Annotated in this window: 13 protein-coding genes and 1 pseudogene; 6 read left to right on the forward strand and 8 right to left on the reverse strand. The window is 54.5% G+C overall.

From position 1 onward, the window contains the following. The 6 genes from IPH75_14950 (at position 1) to IPH75_14975 (ending at position 4748) form a co-directional block, all read left to right on the forward strand. Positions 1-1914, forward strand: coding sequence for a fumarate reductase/succinate dehydrogenase flavoprotein subunit (locus IPH75_14950; protein ID MBK7143369.1), 1914 nt, complete (start codon positions 1-3; stop codon positions 1912-1914). Beyond that, complete coding sequence (locus tag IPH75_14955) at positions 1914-2684, forward strand: succinate dehydrogenase/fumarate reductase iron-sulfur subunit (GenBank protein ID MBK7143370.1); 771 nt, start codon at positions 1914-1916, stop codon at positions 2682-2684. The genes IPH75_14950 and IPH75_14955 overlap by 1 nt, the downstream gene beginning before the upstream one ends. An 88-nt stretch (positions 2685-2772) precedes the next feature. Next, positions 2773-3243 (forward strand): bacterioferritin, encoded by a 471-nt coding sequence (gene bfr, locus IPH75_14960; protein ID MBK7143371.1) that lies wholly within the window; start codon positions 2773-2775, stop codon positions 3241-3243. A gap of 183 nt (positions 3244-3426) precedes the next feature. Further along, on the forward strand, positions 3427-4092 hold the full coding sequence (locus tag IPH75_14965) for a hypothetical protein (protein MBK7143372.1): 666 nt from the start codon (positions 3427-3429) through the stop codon (positions 4090-4092). Positions 4093-4159: 67 nt separating this feature from the next. Continuing rightward, positions 4160-4465 carry an antibiotic biosynthesis monooxygenase gene (locus IPH75_14970; GenBank protein ID MBK7143373.1) on the forward strand — a complete coding sequence of 102 codons (306 nt, stop codon included), beginning with the start codon at positions 4160-4162 and terminating at the stop codon, positions 4463-4465. 28 nt (positions 4466-4493) lie between these two features. Then, positions 4494-4748, forward strand: coding sequence for a hypothetical protein (locus IPH75_14975; protein ID MBK7143374.1), 255 nt, complete (start codon positions 4494-4496; stop codon positions 4746-4748). 71 nt (positions 4749-4819) lie between these two features. On the opposite strand, the gene IPH75_14980 is transcribed toward IPH75_14975, so the two are convergent. The 8 genes and pseudogenes from IPH75_14980 to IPH75_15015 all read right to left on the reverse strand — a co-directional run bounded on the left by IPH75_14980 (position 4820) and on the right by IPH75_15015 (position 14002). Continuing rightward, positions 4820-5596, reverse strand: a complete 777-nt coding sequence (locus IPH75_14980) for a ribonuclease Z (GenBank protein ID MBK7143375.1) — start codon at positions 5594-5596, stop codon at positions 4820-4822. Positions 5597-5754: 158 nt separating this feature from the next. Continuing rightward, positions 5755-6782: pseudogene (locus IPH75_14985) on the reverse strand (aminotransferase class I/II-fold pyridoxal phosphate-dependent enzyme). Between the two features lie 368 nt (positions 6783-7150). After that, positions 7151-7357 (reverse strand): cold shock domain-containing protein, encoded by a 207-nt coding sequence (locus IPH75_14990; GenBank protein MBK7143376.1) that lies wholly within the window; start codon positions 7355-7357, stop codon positions 7151-7153. A 95-nt stretch (positions 7358-7452) separates the two neighbouring features. After that, positions 7453-8097 carry a hypothetical protein gene (locus IPH75_14995; GenBank protein MBK7143377.1) on the reverse strand — a complete coding sequence of 215 codons (645 nt, stop codon included), beginning with the start codon at positions 8095-8097 and terminating at the stop codon, positions 7453-7455. Continuing rightward, complete coding sequence (locus IPH75_15000; protein ID MBK7143378.1) at positions 8078-9835, reverse strand: peptidylprolyl isomerase; 1758 nt, start codon at positions 9833-9835, stop codon at positions 8078-8080. The genes IPH75_14995 and IPH75_15000 overlap by 20 nt, the downstream gene beginning before the upstream one ends. A 70-nt stretch (positions 9836-9905) precedes the next feature. Then, the gene (locus IPH75_15005) at positions 9906-11612 is read right to left on the reverse strand and encodes a PAS domain S-box protein (protein MBK7143379.1); all 1707 of its coding nucleotides are present in this window, start codon (positions 11610-11612) and stop codon (positions 9906-9908) included. A gap of 86 nt (positions 11613-11698) precedes the next feature. Beyond that, positions 11699-12898: a type II secretion system F family protein gene (locus tag IPH75_15010; GenBank protein ID MBK7143380.1), complete on the reverse strand. Its 1200-nt coding sequence runs from the start codon at positions 12896-12898 to the stop codon at positions 11699-11701. A 27-nt stretch (positions 12899-12925) separates the two neighbouring features. Continuing rightward, on the reverse strand, positions 12926-14002 hold the full coding sequence (locus IPH75_15015; GenBank protein MBK7143381.1) for a type IV pilus twitching motility protein PilT: 1077 nt from the start codon (positions 14000-14002) through the stop codon (positions 12926-12928). Positions 14003-14088: the final 86 nt, after the last annotated feature.

Consider the following 14088-nt stretch of genomic DNA (forward strand, 5'->3'; position numbering starts at 1 on the left):
ATGCAACTCAACGCTAAGATCCCGTCTGGCCCGCTCGCTGAAAAGTGGGACAAACATATCACTGAGCTGAAACTGGTCAACCCGGCCAACAAGCGGAAATACAGTATCATTGTTGTCGGCTCCGGACTCGCCGGCGCCTCAGCCGCCGCGTCGCTTGCCGAACTCGGCTACCAGGTCAAATGCTTCTGTTTCCAGGATTCCCCCCGCCGCGCGCACTCGATCGCCGCGCAGGGCGGTATCAATGCATCGAAAAATTATCAGAATGATGGCGACTCTATCTATCGCCTCTTTTATGACACCATCAAAGGCGGCGACTTCCGCTCCCGCGAAGCCAACGTCTATCGTCTCGCTCAGGTCTCCGGAAGTATTATCGACCAGTGTGTGGCGCAAGGCGTCCCCTTCGCTCGCGAATACGGCGGACTCCTCGCTAATCGGTCATTCGGCGGAGCGCAGGTCTCGCGCACATTCTACGCCAGAGGTCAAACAGGTCAGCAACTTCTGCTTGGCGCGTATCAGGCACTCGCTCGTCAGATCGGTCTTGGTGCCGTACAGATGTACAATCGCACCGAAATGGTCGACCTGGTCGTGGTCGATGGCCACGCCAAAGGAATTGTCGTTCGCGACCTGGTCACCGGCAAGATCAGTTCACACGCCGCCGATGCCGTTGTGTTGGGAACTGGCGGTTACGCCAACGTCTTTTTCCTCTCGACCAATGCCAAAGGATGCAATGTCACGGCGAACTATCGCGCCTACAAGCGCGGCGCTCTGTTCGCCAATCCCTGTTTCACGCAGATCCATCCGACCTGTATTCCCGTGCATGGCGAATATCAGTCGAAACTGACGCTCATGTCCGAATCGCTCCGGAACGATGGTCGCGTCTGGGTCCCCAAGGCCAAAGGCGACAAGCGGAATCCTGGACAGATCCCCGAATCAGAACGCGATTATTATCTGGAAAGAAAATATCCTTCCTACGGCAACCTTGCGCCGCGTGACATCTCGTCCCGCGCCGCCAAGGAAGTTTGTGACGAAGGACGGGGCATTGGTGAAACCGGCCTTGGCGTCTATCTCGACTTCTCCGACTCCATCAAACGTCTCGGCAAGTCGAAGATCGAAGAACGCTACGGCAACCTCTTCGAAATGTACGAGAAGATCACGGCAGACAATCCGTATGAAACCCCGATGCATATCTACCCGGCGCCGCACTATACGATGGGCGGACTCTGGGTCGATTACAACCTGATGAGCAATATCCCTGGCCTGCATATCATCGGCGAAGCCAACTTCTCCGATCACGGCGCCAACCGCCTCGGCGCGTCGGCCCTCATGCAGGGACTGGCCGATGGTTACTTCGTCCTTCCGTACACTATCGGCGACTATCTCGCCACCTCTGCCAAAACCAAAGTGACAGCAGATAATCCCGCGTTTAAACAGGCCGAAGAAGCCGTTACCACCAAAACCAAAAAACTGCTCGCCGTCAACGGAAAGCGGACAGTTGATTCGTTCCATCGTGAACTTGGACTCTTGATGTGGGAGAACTGCGGCATGGCCCGCAACGATGCCAGCCTCAAGACTGCACTCAAACGGATACCGGAAATTCGCGAAGAATTCTGGAAAAACGTCACTGTCCTCGGCTCCAACGAAGAATACAATATGTCGCTGGAAAAAGCCGGCCGCGTGGCCGATTTCCTGGAGTTCGCTGAACTGATGTGTACCGACGCTCTGGATCGCGATGAATCCTGCGGCGGACACTTCCGCACCGAACACCAGACCGCCGAAGGTGAAGCTGAACGCAACGATGCCGATTACGCCCATGTCTCCTGTTGGGAGTTCACCGGTGATGGCAAAAAGCCGAACTTCATCAAGGAAGCCCTCAACTTCGAAACTGTCCACCTCCAGACAAGGAGTTATAAGTAATGAAACTGACCCTGCATGTCTGGCGGCAGAAAAACCGCGACGATAAAGGGCACATGGAGATCTACGAAGCTCCCCATGTCAGCCCCGAAATGTCTTTCCTTGAAATGCTCGATGTGGTCAACGAAGATCTCACCCTCAAAGGGAAAGACCCGATCCATTTCGACCATGACTGCCGCGAAGGCATTTGCGGCATGTGCTCGATGGTGATCAACGGTATCGCCCATGGTTCACAGCCCGGCACCACCGTCTGCCAACTCCACATGCGCCATTTCAAAGATGGTGATCATGTGTATATCGAACCCTGGCGCTCCCGTGCTTTCCCGATCATCAAAGATCTTGTGGTTGACCGCAGCGCCCTCGACCGGATCATCGCCGCCGGCGGCTTTGTCTCCGTCAATACCGGCGGAACTCCCGATGGCAACGCACTGCCGATCCCGAAAGACAACGCTGAACGCGCTATGGATGCCGCCGCTTGTATCGGCTGTGGCGCCTGCGTGGCGGCCTGTCCGAATGCATCGGCGATGCTTTTCGTCTCGGCAAAGGTCGCTCATCTCGCTTACCTGCCGCAAGGTCAGGTCGAGCGGGAACGTCGCGTCACCGCTATGATCGCGCAGATGGATGCCGAGCAGTTCGGCGCCTGCACCAACCATTATGAGTGCGAAGCTGTCTGTCCGAAGAGCATCTCGGTCGACAACATCGCCAAACTCAATCGTGAATACGCCCGCGCCCTGAAGACTCGCGATTACAAGATCGCCGGCGGCGGACTCTGACGATTATGCAAACGATAGCGTGAATTGAGAACAAGGCTACTCTGAGCGGTAGCCTTGTTTTTTTTTTCGGCTCTGAAGGAGGTACATGGTGAAAGGAAATGAAAAGATCATCGGCATGCTTAATGAGATGCTGTCCGACGAACTAACCGCCGTCAATCAGTATATGGTCCATTCCGAAATGTGCGACAACTGGGGCTACACTCGGCTCCACAAGGCGATGGAAAAGCGGGCCATCGATGAAATGAAACACGCCGAAAAACTGATCGCCCGCATCCTCTTCCTTGAAGGGACTCCCGATGTCAGTACATACGGCAAGATCACGATCGGCGCCGATGTGCAAAAGCAGATGACCAATGATCTGAAAGCCGAATCCGGAGCAGTCGTGGCCTACAACAAATCTGTAAAGATGGCCCAGGATGCCGGTGACAACGGAACCCGCGAACTGCTTGAATCAATTCTCAAGGACGAAGAAGCTCATCTCGACTGGCTCGAAGCTCAGAACGACCAGATTGCGCAAATGGGCATTCAGAATTACCTCGCCGAGCATATCAAAGAGTAGTGTTGGCCACTTAAATTTCAATTGAACGGCGGTGATGAAATTCACCGCCGCTTTTTTATCCCGTGCTGCGGAAACGTGATCAAATTCACTTGACAGACCTTAGAACGGAGATATTATTGACGACAACTAAGTGAAAATGATTTTCATTTGCATTTAGACCACGCAATTGAAAAGTGAGGTAACATGAGCTGTCAACAACTAGCTGTCGTCCTTCTAAGTAGCTGCTATGCAGCAGGACTGGCCAATGCACAACCCTCCGATACTGAGTCGTCAGAGACCTCCGAGACTCTAGACCAATGGGAGTATCAGATCTCCTTTGCCTACCCACTCTCTGAGCGAACTGAGATCGCAGTAGCCCAAGATTTCTGCCAGTTGGAGAGATCTTCTCTTTCCTGGTCCTGTATCCACCTAACGCTGTCGCACCAGTTAACCAATGGCACCGTCGCCGGACTCTCCCCTTCTCTGTCATTCGACTTCGAACGCGCCGTCGATCATACTGCCGGGAGTGTTCTAGTTAGCCAGATAGCGCTGGATCATCAGCGCGGTAATTTCTCCTTCACTGTCGCGCCGTTCCATGAGCATGGCTGGGCGCCGGGCTCTCTCTCGTCGCACAGTGCCGGAGTTGATTGCTTTGCATTCCAAGCCTTCACCGACCGTCTTTCCGCTGGAATAGAATCGCACTGGAAGGTTGATCTCAACCATGACGACCCGACCGTGGATGATCTCTATATCGTCCCGGCCGCATCACTGACTTCCGGGTCGCTCTCGTATTCGCTCGGACTGGCGATTGGCTTGAACGAAGGCTCCGGCGAGCCATTAGTACGATTTGCATTGGGGATGTCTTTATAGAAAACAGATAACGAATTCAGCCGGGCGGATCAATGAAAGCAAACGAACGAATTTATGAGGTGACCGAATGTTCGTTGTCATGAATCGAATGGGAGTCCCTGCCGACCTTCGCGAAAAGTTCGAGCAGGCATTCCTCACCCGGGCGAAGGCTATCGACCGTCGTCCCGGCTTTATCCGGGCGGAGATACTCAGACCAACCAGCGGCGATGAGTACGTCATTATGTCTCATTGGGAATCCGCCGCCGATTTCGAGGGATGGGTCAAAAGCGAAGAGTTTGCCGAAGGACACCGTCGCATGGGTGACTTCAAGGATGAAAACGGAAAAGTCCGGCTCACGTCGCAGGTCGTGAAGTATGAAGTCTTCGCCACCTGAGCCGGATCTTTCTCAGAGAACATCGGTCATGGGGTCACCTACTCGCCCGGGACTGCTCGGCCGCATCCGGCAATTCCTGAGACAATTCAAGCAGGATATCCGCACCCCCTTGCCGGGCTCAACCGGGAAACCGCTTTGGGCACGGATACGAGCGCGTGTCGGCTATCTCTATCGAAAATATGGCTGGAAACTGGTAGCCGGCGTGGTCGCCTATTATCTGGTCCGCGACACTGTGCTCTATATCATTCTCCCCTACTTGATCGCCAAAAGACTGATCGACTGATTCTTGATACGTAGCCCAGGTTCCTCGACGACCTCTTGGTCGGAGAGCGAACCTGGGATATGTTTCTCCCCTTACAACTCCAACCGCTCCCCATCCTTCGCCACAATCAGATTATTCACCCCCGCCTCTTTCGCCTTCCTCTCGATCTGCTCCACTGCCTTCTCCGAGACCACATGCGAAACGACAAACTGCCCAACCTTCAATCTCGGTGCGTCCGCGATCAGATCATCCAGACAAAGATGCGCCGACTCGATCACGACATAGTTATGATTATCCAGATGCGGCCGAACATCCTGGTAACTCCCGATATCCCCCGAATGAAACAGCGTTTTCCCGCCAACGTGAATATCCAATGAGAATGCCTGTCCACGATTTGCCAACCCCTTCGCTTTCCCTTCGTCTGTATATTTCGCCAGGTGCGAATTGGCGATTGCCCGAATCGTACACTCCCCTTCTACCAGAGGCCCTTCGCTATACCCGACGACTTTCATTTCAAAAGGGAAATTCTCTCTGAACAGATACATCGATGGAAGATAGCTCAGGAACGGCTCGACAAACTCCTCCGGGAGAAAAAACTGAACCGGTTCGGTCCGCTTGAGCAGTTTCAGCATCTGGATCAACATCGGCATTTCCGCCACATGATCCGGATGGGTATGCGTGACTATCACTCTGTCTATCTTGAGCGGGTCAAAACCTTCCTGCAGAAATCGCTGACTGAACGACCCACCGCAATCAATGACTATCAGGCTTTCCCTGACCTTCAACACATGCGAGGTCGTCGCGCGGTTCGCCATCGGCACCCCCGCCGATGTGCCGAGAATGGTGAATGAATTTGGAGTTTGAGTCATGCAAGAAATCGCGTTTCTGTGTATGAAGACTTTATCAAGTTATTGCGAGGAGCATGCGAGCAGAGCGAGCGGCCGACGAAGCAACCTATTAGTATTTGCGCGGCAGACGTCTCCGTAGGCCCGTCCCATTTTCTGCTTCTGGCGAAACGTCGGTGGTGTTAGTTCACCACCTTCTTCAACCGCTCCAGCGCCTCCACACAGTCATCTCTCGATACATCCAGGTGCGTCACAAACCGGATCTTCCGCGGCCCGAATGGTATCCCCAGCACATCCACTTCCTTCATCTTCGAGCAGATCACATCGGAGTTCTCCGGAGTGGTCAACTGCAGAACGATGATATTCGTCTCCACCCGGCTCATATCGATCGTGAAGCTTTTGAATTCGCTCAGTCCCTGCGCCAGCAATTTGGCGTTGGCATGGTCCTCCGCCAGTCGCGGGATATTGTTTTTCACGGCATACAGCCCGGCGGCTCCAAGTATCCCAACCTGACGCATCGCCCCGCCAAACAGCTTCCGCTCCCGGAGGCACTTGGCGATAAGTTCTTTCGACCCGACAATCATCGACCCGACCGGCGCCCCCAAACCTTGGAGAGACAGACCGATATCGTATCAAACGGCTCTGTCAATTCGGGCAGAGACATCCCGGTCGCGACATGCACATTCCATATCCGCGCCCCGTCCAGGTGCAACGTCAGCCCAAACTCATCGCAAACCTCGCGCACCTTGAGAATCTCCGCTTGCGGAAGGATCGTCCCGCCGTGCCGATTGTGCGTATTCTCCAGCGCCACCATCTTGGTTTCGGGGACATGCAGATTTTTCGGCCGGACATTTGCGCGCACCACCTCGGCGGTGATCATCCCTCGTTCCGTAGTCAGAAGATTGACCAGCAGTTGCGAATGAACCACTGGCCCGGCCACCTCGTAGTTCACGACATGGCACTCCCGCTCGCACAGAAGCTCCCAGCCACGCTGCGAGGTCGCTTTGAGGCAGATCTGGTTGGCCATCGTCCCCGATGGCAGATAAAGCGAAGCTTCCCGGCCAAACAGCTTGGCGACATACGCCTCAAGCTCTTTGATAGTCGGGTCATCGCCAAAAACGTCGTCGCCGACCTCGGCGGTAGCCATCGCCTGGCGCATTGCCGCAGACGGCCTGGTCACGGTATCAGAACGAAGATCGATTGTTTTCATAGCCTGCAGTATATGTCAAGTTCTCTCCTCTGACCACTTTTTTCCCGCCCCACATCTTCCTCTTCCTTTTCCCATGCCGTCTCTTCCCAGCGAAAGTTGGGATCCAGACATCCAGTCAACTCTGTATTACTTCTGCTAGTGCTTCTCTCAACTCCGCATTAATAGAGAGGCTCATTTAGAGTGATGGGGCCCTCGGTTCATCCCTGAAATATTACATTCGCTAGAAAGTGCTGTTTTTGAGACCAACTCAGGATTAACTATCTCACTCGCTGACAACCACCTGGGAATCACCGCTTGTGATCACCTCAGCGGCTTGTATAAAAAAAGCCGCCCGAAAAGGCGGCTTTTTAGTCTTGGATAGGGTGCGATTACTCGGCAGGGGTCACGTTGAATGCTTTCAACCCCTGGTCGGTCTTCGAAATGTCGCAGATAACTTCCTGTCCCTCTTTTAGGGTCTTGAACCCCTGCATGTTGATGGCAGAATGGTGAACATAGACATCTTGTTCATCCGTTTCGCACGAGATGATCCCCCATCCAGTGCGGTCGTTAAAGTACTTGACCTTGCCTTTCGACATGTAGATTTCCTCCAAAGGTTGCTGGAGTTTATAGATCCCTCTCAGTAAAAATTATACAGCCAAGACCGATTTCATGCCAGAAAAATCTAGCGGTCCTATAACATTTTTTGAAGAATTGTCATCACTAACCCCGAGAGGATCGGCACGGAAATGTTATCATCCACCCCCAACGGTTTCGCCTCAATCACCGTAGCAACCACTGCTCCGGCCGCCCCAACCGGGAAAGAAATACCCGGCACAAGCCAGGCGATGAAAAGGGTTGCCACCAGACAGGCCGCAGATCCCTCGTACGATTTTGACCCGAACCGATGCCGCCCAAAGCGACGGCCTATCAATGCGGCAACCGCATCCCCCAGAAAAACAAAGGCAAGTGCCGCAATGGCTATCGGTTTGGAATATAAAGCGATGGTACAACAGCAGGCGAGAAAAACGTAGCTCGCGCCGGTCCAGTCTCCATGCTGCTCATGTGACCGGATCATCCGGCCAAACAGCTTCCCGAAAAAACCAGTCCAGAGCCACCACCCCCGAAACCGGGAGATATCGGTCGCAATGACCAAAACGGTAAATGGGAGCAATATCCAAAGGGCGGTCGACTTTTCCAGTCCGAGCAGGTAATACCCCCCCGGTATGGTCAGTCCGCCAAGGTGGGTCGTCTTGCGCCAAAGCTCCTGGACGAAGCTGATCTGGTCCCGTGGCTCGCCCCCAGGGCGGTCAGACGGGCTATTTGACTCGGTATGCAAGCGGCTCCATTACCAGTTTCTTGGGGAGTCCAGAGATCCTGACATGGTACCGTTTGAACAGATCATCCCGGATCTTCCAGAAGCCGGACATATGGTATTCCTTGGTGAGTCGAGTCGTGATCTCAACTCGCGCATCATCGAGTGACTTAGATTGCTCGTTTTTCAGCAATTTGATAACATGGAACCCATACCTGGTTTTGATCGGCTCCGAAACCTCACCGGGCGCAAGCACCCGAGCGGCCCCGTAAAAACTGCTGTCGACATCATCCGGCCCGATATTCCCCAGATCGGCCAACTCTTCTCTGACCGTCTCTTCGCCGGTATAAAACTCGCGTGCCAGCTCCATGAAGTCCACTCCGGCTCTTGCCTGGTCGCGCACAAAGATTGCGATCGATGAATCCTTGGTCAAAATATGCTGTACTGTCAGTGGTTTATTCACTTCAAACTGCTTGGGGTGACTACGGTAGTAGTGTTCGATCGCCGAATCGGTCGGCTGATAACTCAGGTCGAACCACTGCTGCATCATATACGCTTTCGATTCCTGATGCCTGATCTCTTTGAGCTTGGCAGCCACCTGCGGCAACGTATCCATCCGCTCTGCTTTGGCGGCCTGGACCACCGCAAACTGGCGCGCCATCATGCTGAATACGTCACGCTTCTGGTCGGGGGTGGTATTCCAAACCCGGAGGCGTCGCTTGACCGTCTCCTCTGCATTGCGCATGGTAAGCACATCGACTGTGTCGACACCATTCACTATACCAAACCAGAGTGAATCCGTCGTGTGATACAGATTGGAGTCGAGCAATGTTTCATTTAAGACAAAGGTCACATTACGACCAAGACTGTCGAAGAGGAACCCCGCGCGGCTTCGCATCTTATCGCTTAACAACTGCTGGGAAACCGTGTTATATACTACCGAATCGGTCAGCGGCCGGATCCCCGGCTCGCGTCGACTGTGCAAGTAAAGGATATGCCAGCCATCCTGATCCCGATACGGCTGGCTGTAGCTCCCCGGAGTAAGTCCAAACGCGATAGAATCAAACGGCGGGTGGAATTCACCTCTTCCGGCCAGTCCAAAGTAACCGTTGTCCTGCTTTGCCGACGAGGCATGAGAGAACTGGTATGCCGCCTCTGCAAATGACATTCCGGAATCCAGCTTCTTGTGCACCCACTCCACATACTCCTGGGTCGAACGCTGAATCACCGATTCCGGCATGATCCGATAGCTCGATGAATCGGGTCCATTCAGGAGGCCAGCTTCCGTCGAAAGGATATGCGAGATCTCAACTTGTTCTTTCGCTTCGAATCGCTGCTTGTTCTGCTCGTAAAATGCCGCAATTTCGGAACTGTCTACGCTGATTCCGGCAAGTCTGGATTCCATGTAATTATAGAGGAAGAGCGCATTGCTGCGCGTCCGGTAACTCCAGTTAGCATGGAAATGTTTGGCGATATCGAGCGAATCGGCCTCGAAACCGGTCAGCGTGTCGATCAGGATGCTGTCGACAAACCCTTTGAGTGCGGAATCAGGCACTTCGCCGCCCAGGGGCACAAGCATGCTCTTTTGGAGCTTCTGTGTGAGGTCGGCCAGCGTTAACTGGTAACCATGGTCGGCTCGCGCGATAACCCGTTGCTGTTCGGATGCGGTGTTCATCTGCGGACCGCCCCCGCCACAACCGGTATTGCTGAGGATGATCAAACTAAGGAGTAATGCTGAAATAGCCAGGCGCCGAATCTTCATTTTCTTCTCTTCCTCTGGTACGTAAAGGGCGCAAATTACATCCCCAGAGGAGAAAACTCAAGCGCAAATCTCAGACCCCGACAAGCTGGTCCCGCTCTCGGTCCGCATTCATCCCCCCCTTTTCGGCGGCGAAACGATTCAGCACGATCGAGAACGAGGTCCCCTTCCCTTCGCGTGAATCCACACTCAAGTGGAGCCGAAGGGCCGTGCAGATGCGGTGGACTATCGCCAGCCCAAGCCCGGTGCCGTGCGTCTTGGTCGAATAGAACGGCTGGAAGATCTTCTCTTTGTCTTTGTCGCTGATCCCTGGGCCATCATCGATGACCCGAAGTTCTACCGTCCCGCGGGCATGATCCTCGAATATCCGGAAAACGACCTGGCCGCCGGACGCACCGAATGCTTCACAGGCATTGATCGCCAGGTTCATTAGCACCTGTTTGATCAGGTTCTCATCGCCGACCGCATACACGATCGAGGATTCTGATTCGAACCTCAGCTTGATGGAATCACGGAATGATTCGTGGTGTTTGGTGAGTTCGATCACATCACTGATGATGTGACAAAGTTCCACCTTGTTGTAGGTCGGACGGTTGACTCGAGCGTACGAAAGGAAGTCCGTTAAGATCCTGCTGAGACGGTGGGATTCCTTGACGATCAACTCCATCAGGCGAGCATTTTCGCCGACAGGTTTGATATCTCGTGCCAGAACCTCTACCGACCCCGAAATAGCGGCCAGCGGGTTTCGTATTTCGTGCGCGATTGAGGCAGACAGTTCGCCGACCGCCGCCAACCGATCGGCCGCTCGTGCCTTCTGCTCCAACGCCTTGGCATCCGTCAAGTCAGTAAAGATGGCGATCACGCCGCGGATCCCCTTCCCTTCGTCGGTGAGGATCGAGATCGACAGCCCCAGCGGCACAGTTGCCCGGGGGATCGTGACGATATCGATCTCCATGCGCGGAAGGTCATGCCCGTATCTGACCGCTTCCATCAGGCATTGCGAAAGTCGCGGCATCCGCTCGGCAAACACCTCCTCGCACCGCATCCCGCGAACCTCTTCCTCACGGTAGCCGAGGATCTTCTCTGCCGCCCGGTTGAAGTATATGATATATCCGAAAGGATCTATCGTCAGCAACCCGGAGTTGAGATGTTTGAGGATGTCGTCTGTTTCCAGTCGGGCTCGCTTGAGCGCGAGCGATGCATCTGCCAGCTTGCGGTCCTGATGGCTCAGTCGTTCTGCCAGATAACCGGAGATAAATGCCACCAGATAGAAGATCAGGATATGCAGGAATATGGAATAGAAAACGTAATCCTGGGTGGAGAAGATCGTGCGCAAAGCCTGCATGTTCAGGTCGCTGCTGACGTTCTGACTGAGACCAAGCCAGATGATGAACGCATACGCGCCTGAAACCAGCGAGGCAACCACCAGCGTCCCAACCAGTCGATATGCCAGTGCGGCCGATACAATCGTCAGCAGGAAGAGCGCCGAAAAAGGAGAATTGACATTTCCGGTCGCATAGATCACCCCGGATTCGATCCAGATCTCCAGTAGAAATTGCAGAGCGATCAGTACCTGCGTGACCGTTTTCAGCGAGAATCGTTTTTCCAGAGAGATTGCGGCCGTGAAGCCAAGCGTGCAGACCGAATAGAGAATGAGCTGGACCTGCAGGTAGCCCGGATTCCCCATCCAAAAGGCGACGATAGCCAGCAGGATAATGTACGAGGCGAGCTTCAGCGGGAGAAACCAGCCGAGCCGTTTGAGACGTTCCTGGCGTTCCATAAGACAACGGCGCCCGAAGGCGCCGTCTTGATTCTATCCATTCCCCGTCCGCCGGACGCTCGGCGCCGGCAGCGGATATAGGTTCCTCATCCGATCTTGCCAATGATATCGAACATCGGCAGATACATGGCGATCAAAATACCGCCGATAATGCCACCCATCAACACGATGATGATAGGTTCGATGATCGAGGTCAACGCGGCCACCGCGTCATTCACCTCTTCATCATAGAAGTCGGCGATCTTGTTCAACATGTCGTCCAGGCCGCCGGTCTTTTCACCGACGCCGATCATCTGGATAACCATCGGCGGGAAAACCCCGGATTCTTTCAACGGCGCAGTGATAGTGTCGCCCTCGGCGATCGCCAGCACCGACTTGTTGATGGCGTTTGCCACCACCAGGTTGCCCGAAGTTTTAGCCGTAATATCCAGCGCCTCAAGGATCGATACGCCCGAAGAAAGCAGAGTCGCCAGCGTCCGGGTAAAACGAGCCACCGATGATTTACGCACCAGCGTCCCGAGCACCGGCAAGCGGAGCAACAGGCGGTCCATGTTGAGCGCGCCCTGCGGCGTCTTTTTGTACCAGAGCAGAGTGGCTGTCATGGCCAACAGGGTTCCGGTCAAATAGAGGAAATTCTTCTTGAGGAAGTTCGAGATGTCGAGCACGATCTGGGTCGGCGCCGGAAGCTCCGAACCGACTCCGGAGAACATGCTGGCAAATACCGGCACGATGAAGGTCAACATGGCGATCGTCACACCGGTGGCGACAACGACGATGACCGACGGATACATCATTGCACCCTTGACCTTACGCACCAGCTTATCCGCTTTTTCGCGGTAGATGGCCAAACGAACTAAGATGGCATCCAGTGCGCCACCGACCTCGCCGGCCTCAACCATGTTGACATACAACTGATCAAAGACTTTCGGATGACGGGACATCGACTCCGACAACGTAGCGCCGCCCTGGACGCTGTCGCGGATCGCCATGATCACTTTCCCCATCTCCTTGTTTTCTGTCTGCGTCGCCAGGATCTCCAGGCACTGGACCATCGGCAATCCGGCGCCGATCATGGTCGCGAACTGGCGCGTGAAGCGCGAGATCTCGACCTTCTTGATCCCTGTCCCGAACTTGAAATTGATCTCGGCCGCTTTCTTGTTGACCGAGGTCACCAGGATTCGGTTCTGACGCAGAATTCGCTCGAGGTCGGCCTTGTTTTCGGCCTTCATGCTTCCCTGTACCTGGGCCCCCGCAAGCGTTTTCCCTTTGTATTCCCAAACCGGCATCGGTTAGTCCTTTCTCCTGGTTCCGTCTCAGGCGAATGCCGGCGACTTCTGCCGGTTCAATATTTCGCCAAGTTCCTGAGGATTGTGACTGTAGTTCATCGCGTCGTTTATGGAGATCTTGCCGGACTGGTACAGCTCGGCAAGCGACTGATTCATCGTCTTCATCCCGAATTTCTGACCCGACTGCATCATCGAGTAGATCTGGTGGATCTTGTCGTCGCGAATGATCGCCCGGATCGCCGGTGTCGCCACCAGGATCTCCATCGCCATCACGCGACCGCCGCCAACTTTCGGGATCAACGTCTGCGAGACCACCGCCTGCAGGGTGAATGACAGGTTGACTCGCACCTGTTCCTGCTGGTTGGTCGGGAATACGTCGACAATACGGTTCACCGTTTCTGCGCACGAGTTCGTGTGCAGTGTGGCAAAAGCAAGGTGTCCCGTTTCCGAGATCGACAGCGCCGCCTCGATAGTTTCGAGGTCGCGCATTTCGCCGACCAGCACAACGTCCGGGTCTTCGCGAAGTGCATACTTCAGGGCCGATGCAAACGAGTGCGTGTCGGAGAATACTTCGCGCTGGTTCACGAGCGCCATCTGATGGCGGTGCAGATATTCGATCGGATCTTCGACCGTGAGAATATGCACCGGCCGCTCGCGATTGATCTTGTCGATGATCGCTGCCAGAGTGGTTGACTTACCCGATCCGGTCGGACCCGTCACCAGCACCAGGCCGCGCGGTAATTTCGAGAATTCCGCGATCACCTTCGAAAGTCCCAGATCTTCGAACGAACGGATCGAATACGGGATCTGACGGATCGCTACTGCCACGTTGCCTCGCTGCATGAACATATTGCAGCGGAAACGGGACATGTTCTCCACGCCGAACGAAAGATCCAACTCGGAATTCTGTTCGAATTTCAACTTCTGCTTATCGTTCAGCATCGAGTAGGCGATCTTTTTGATGATTTCGGGAGATAACATATCCTGCCCGGGCATCTTGGTCAGTTTGCCATCGACGCGCACCACGGGCGGAGTTCCCACGGTCAGGTGCAGGTCGGAAGCACCCATCTTTATCATCTGCTCGAGCAAATCACGTAGCACCATGTGATATTTCTCCCAGTCCTTGAGACGTTGTGTATAGAAAGACAGTCTTATGGTATGTATCGGCGGGTTCGGCCGATTCTTGATTG

It is taken from the genome of bacterium, assembly GCA_016708025.1.
GTDB lineage: Bacteria > Zixibacteria > MSB-5A5 > GN15 > FEB-12 > FEB-12.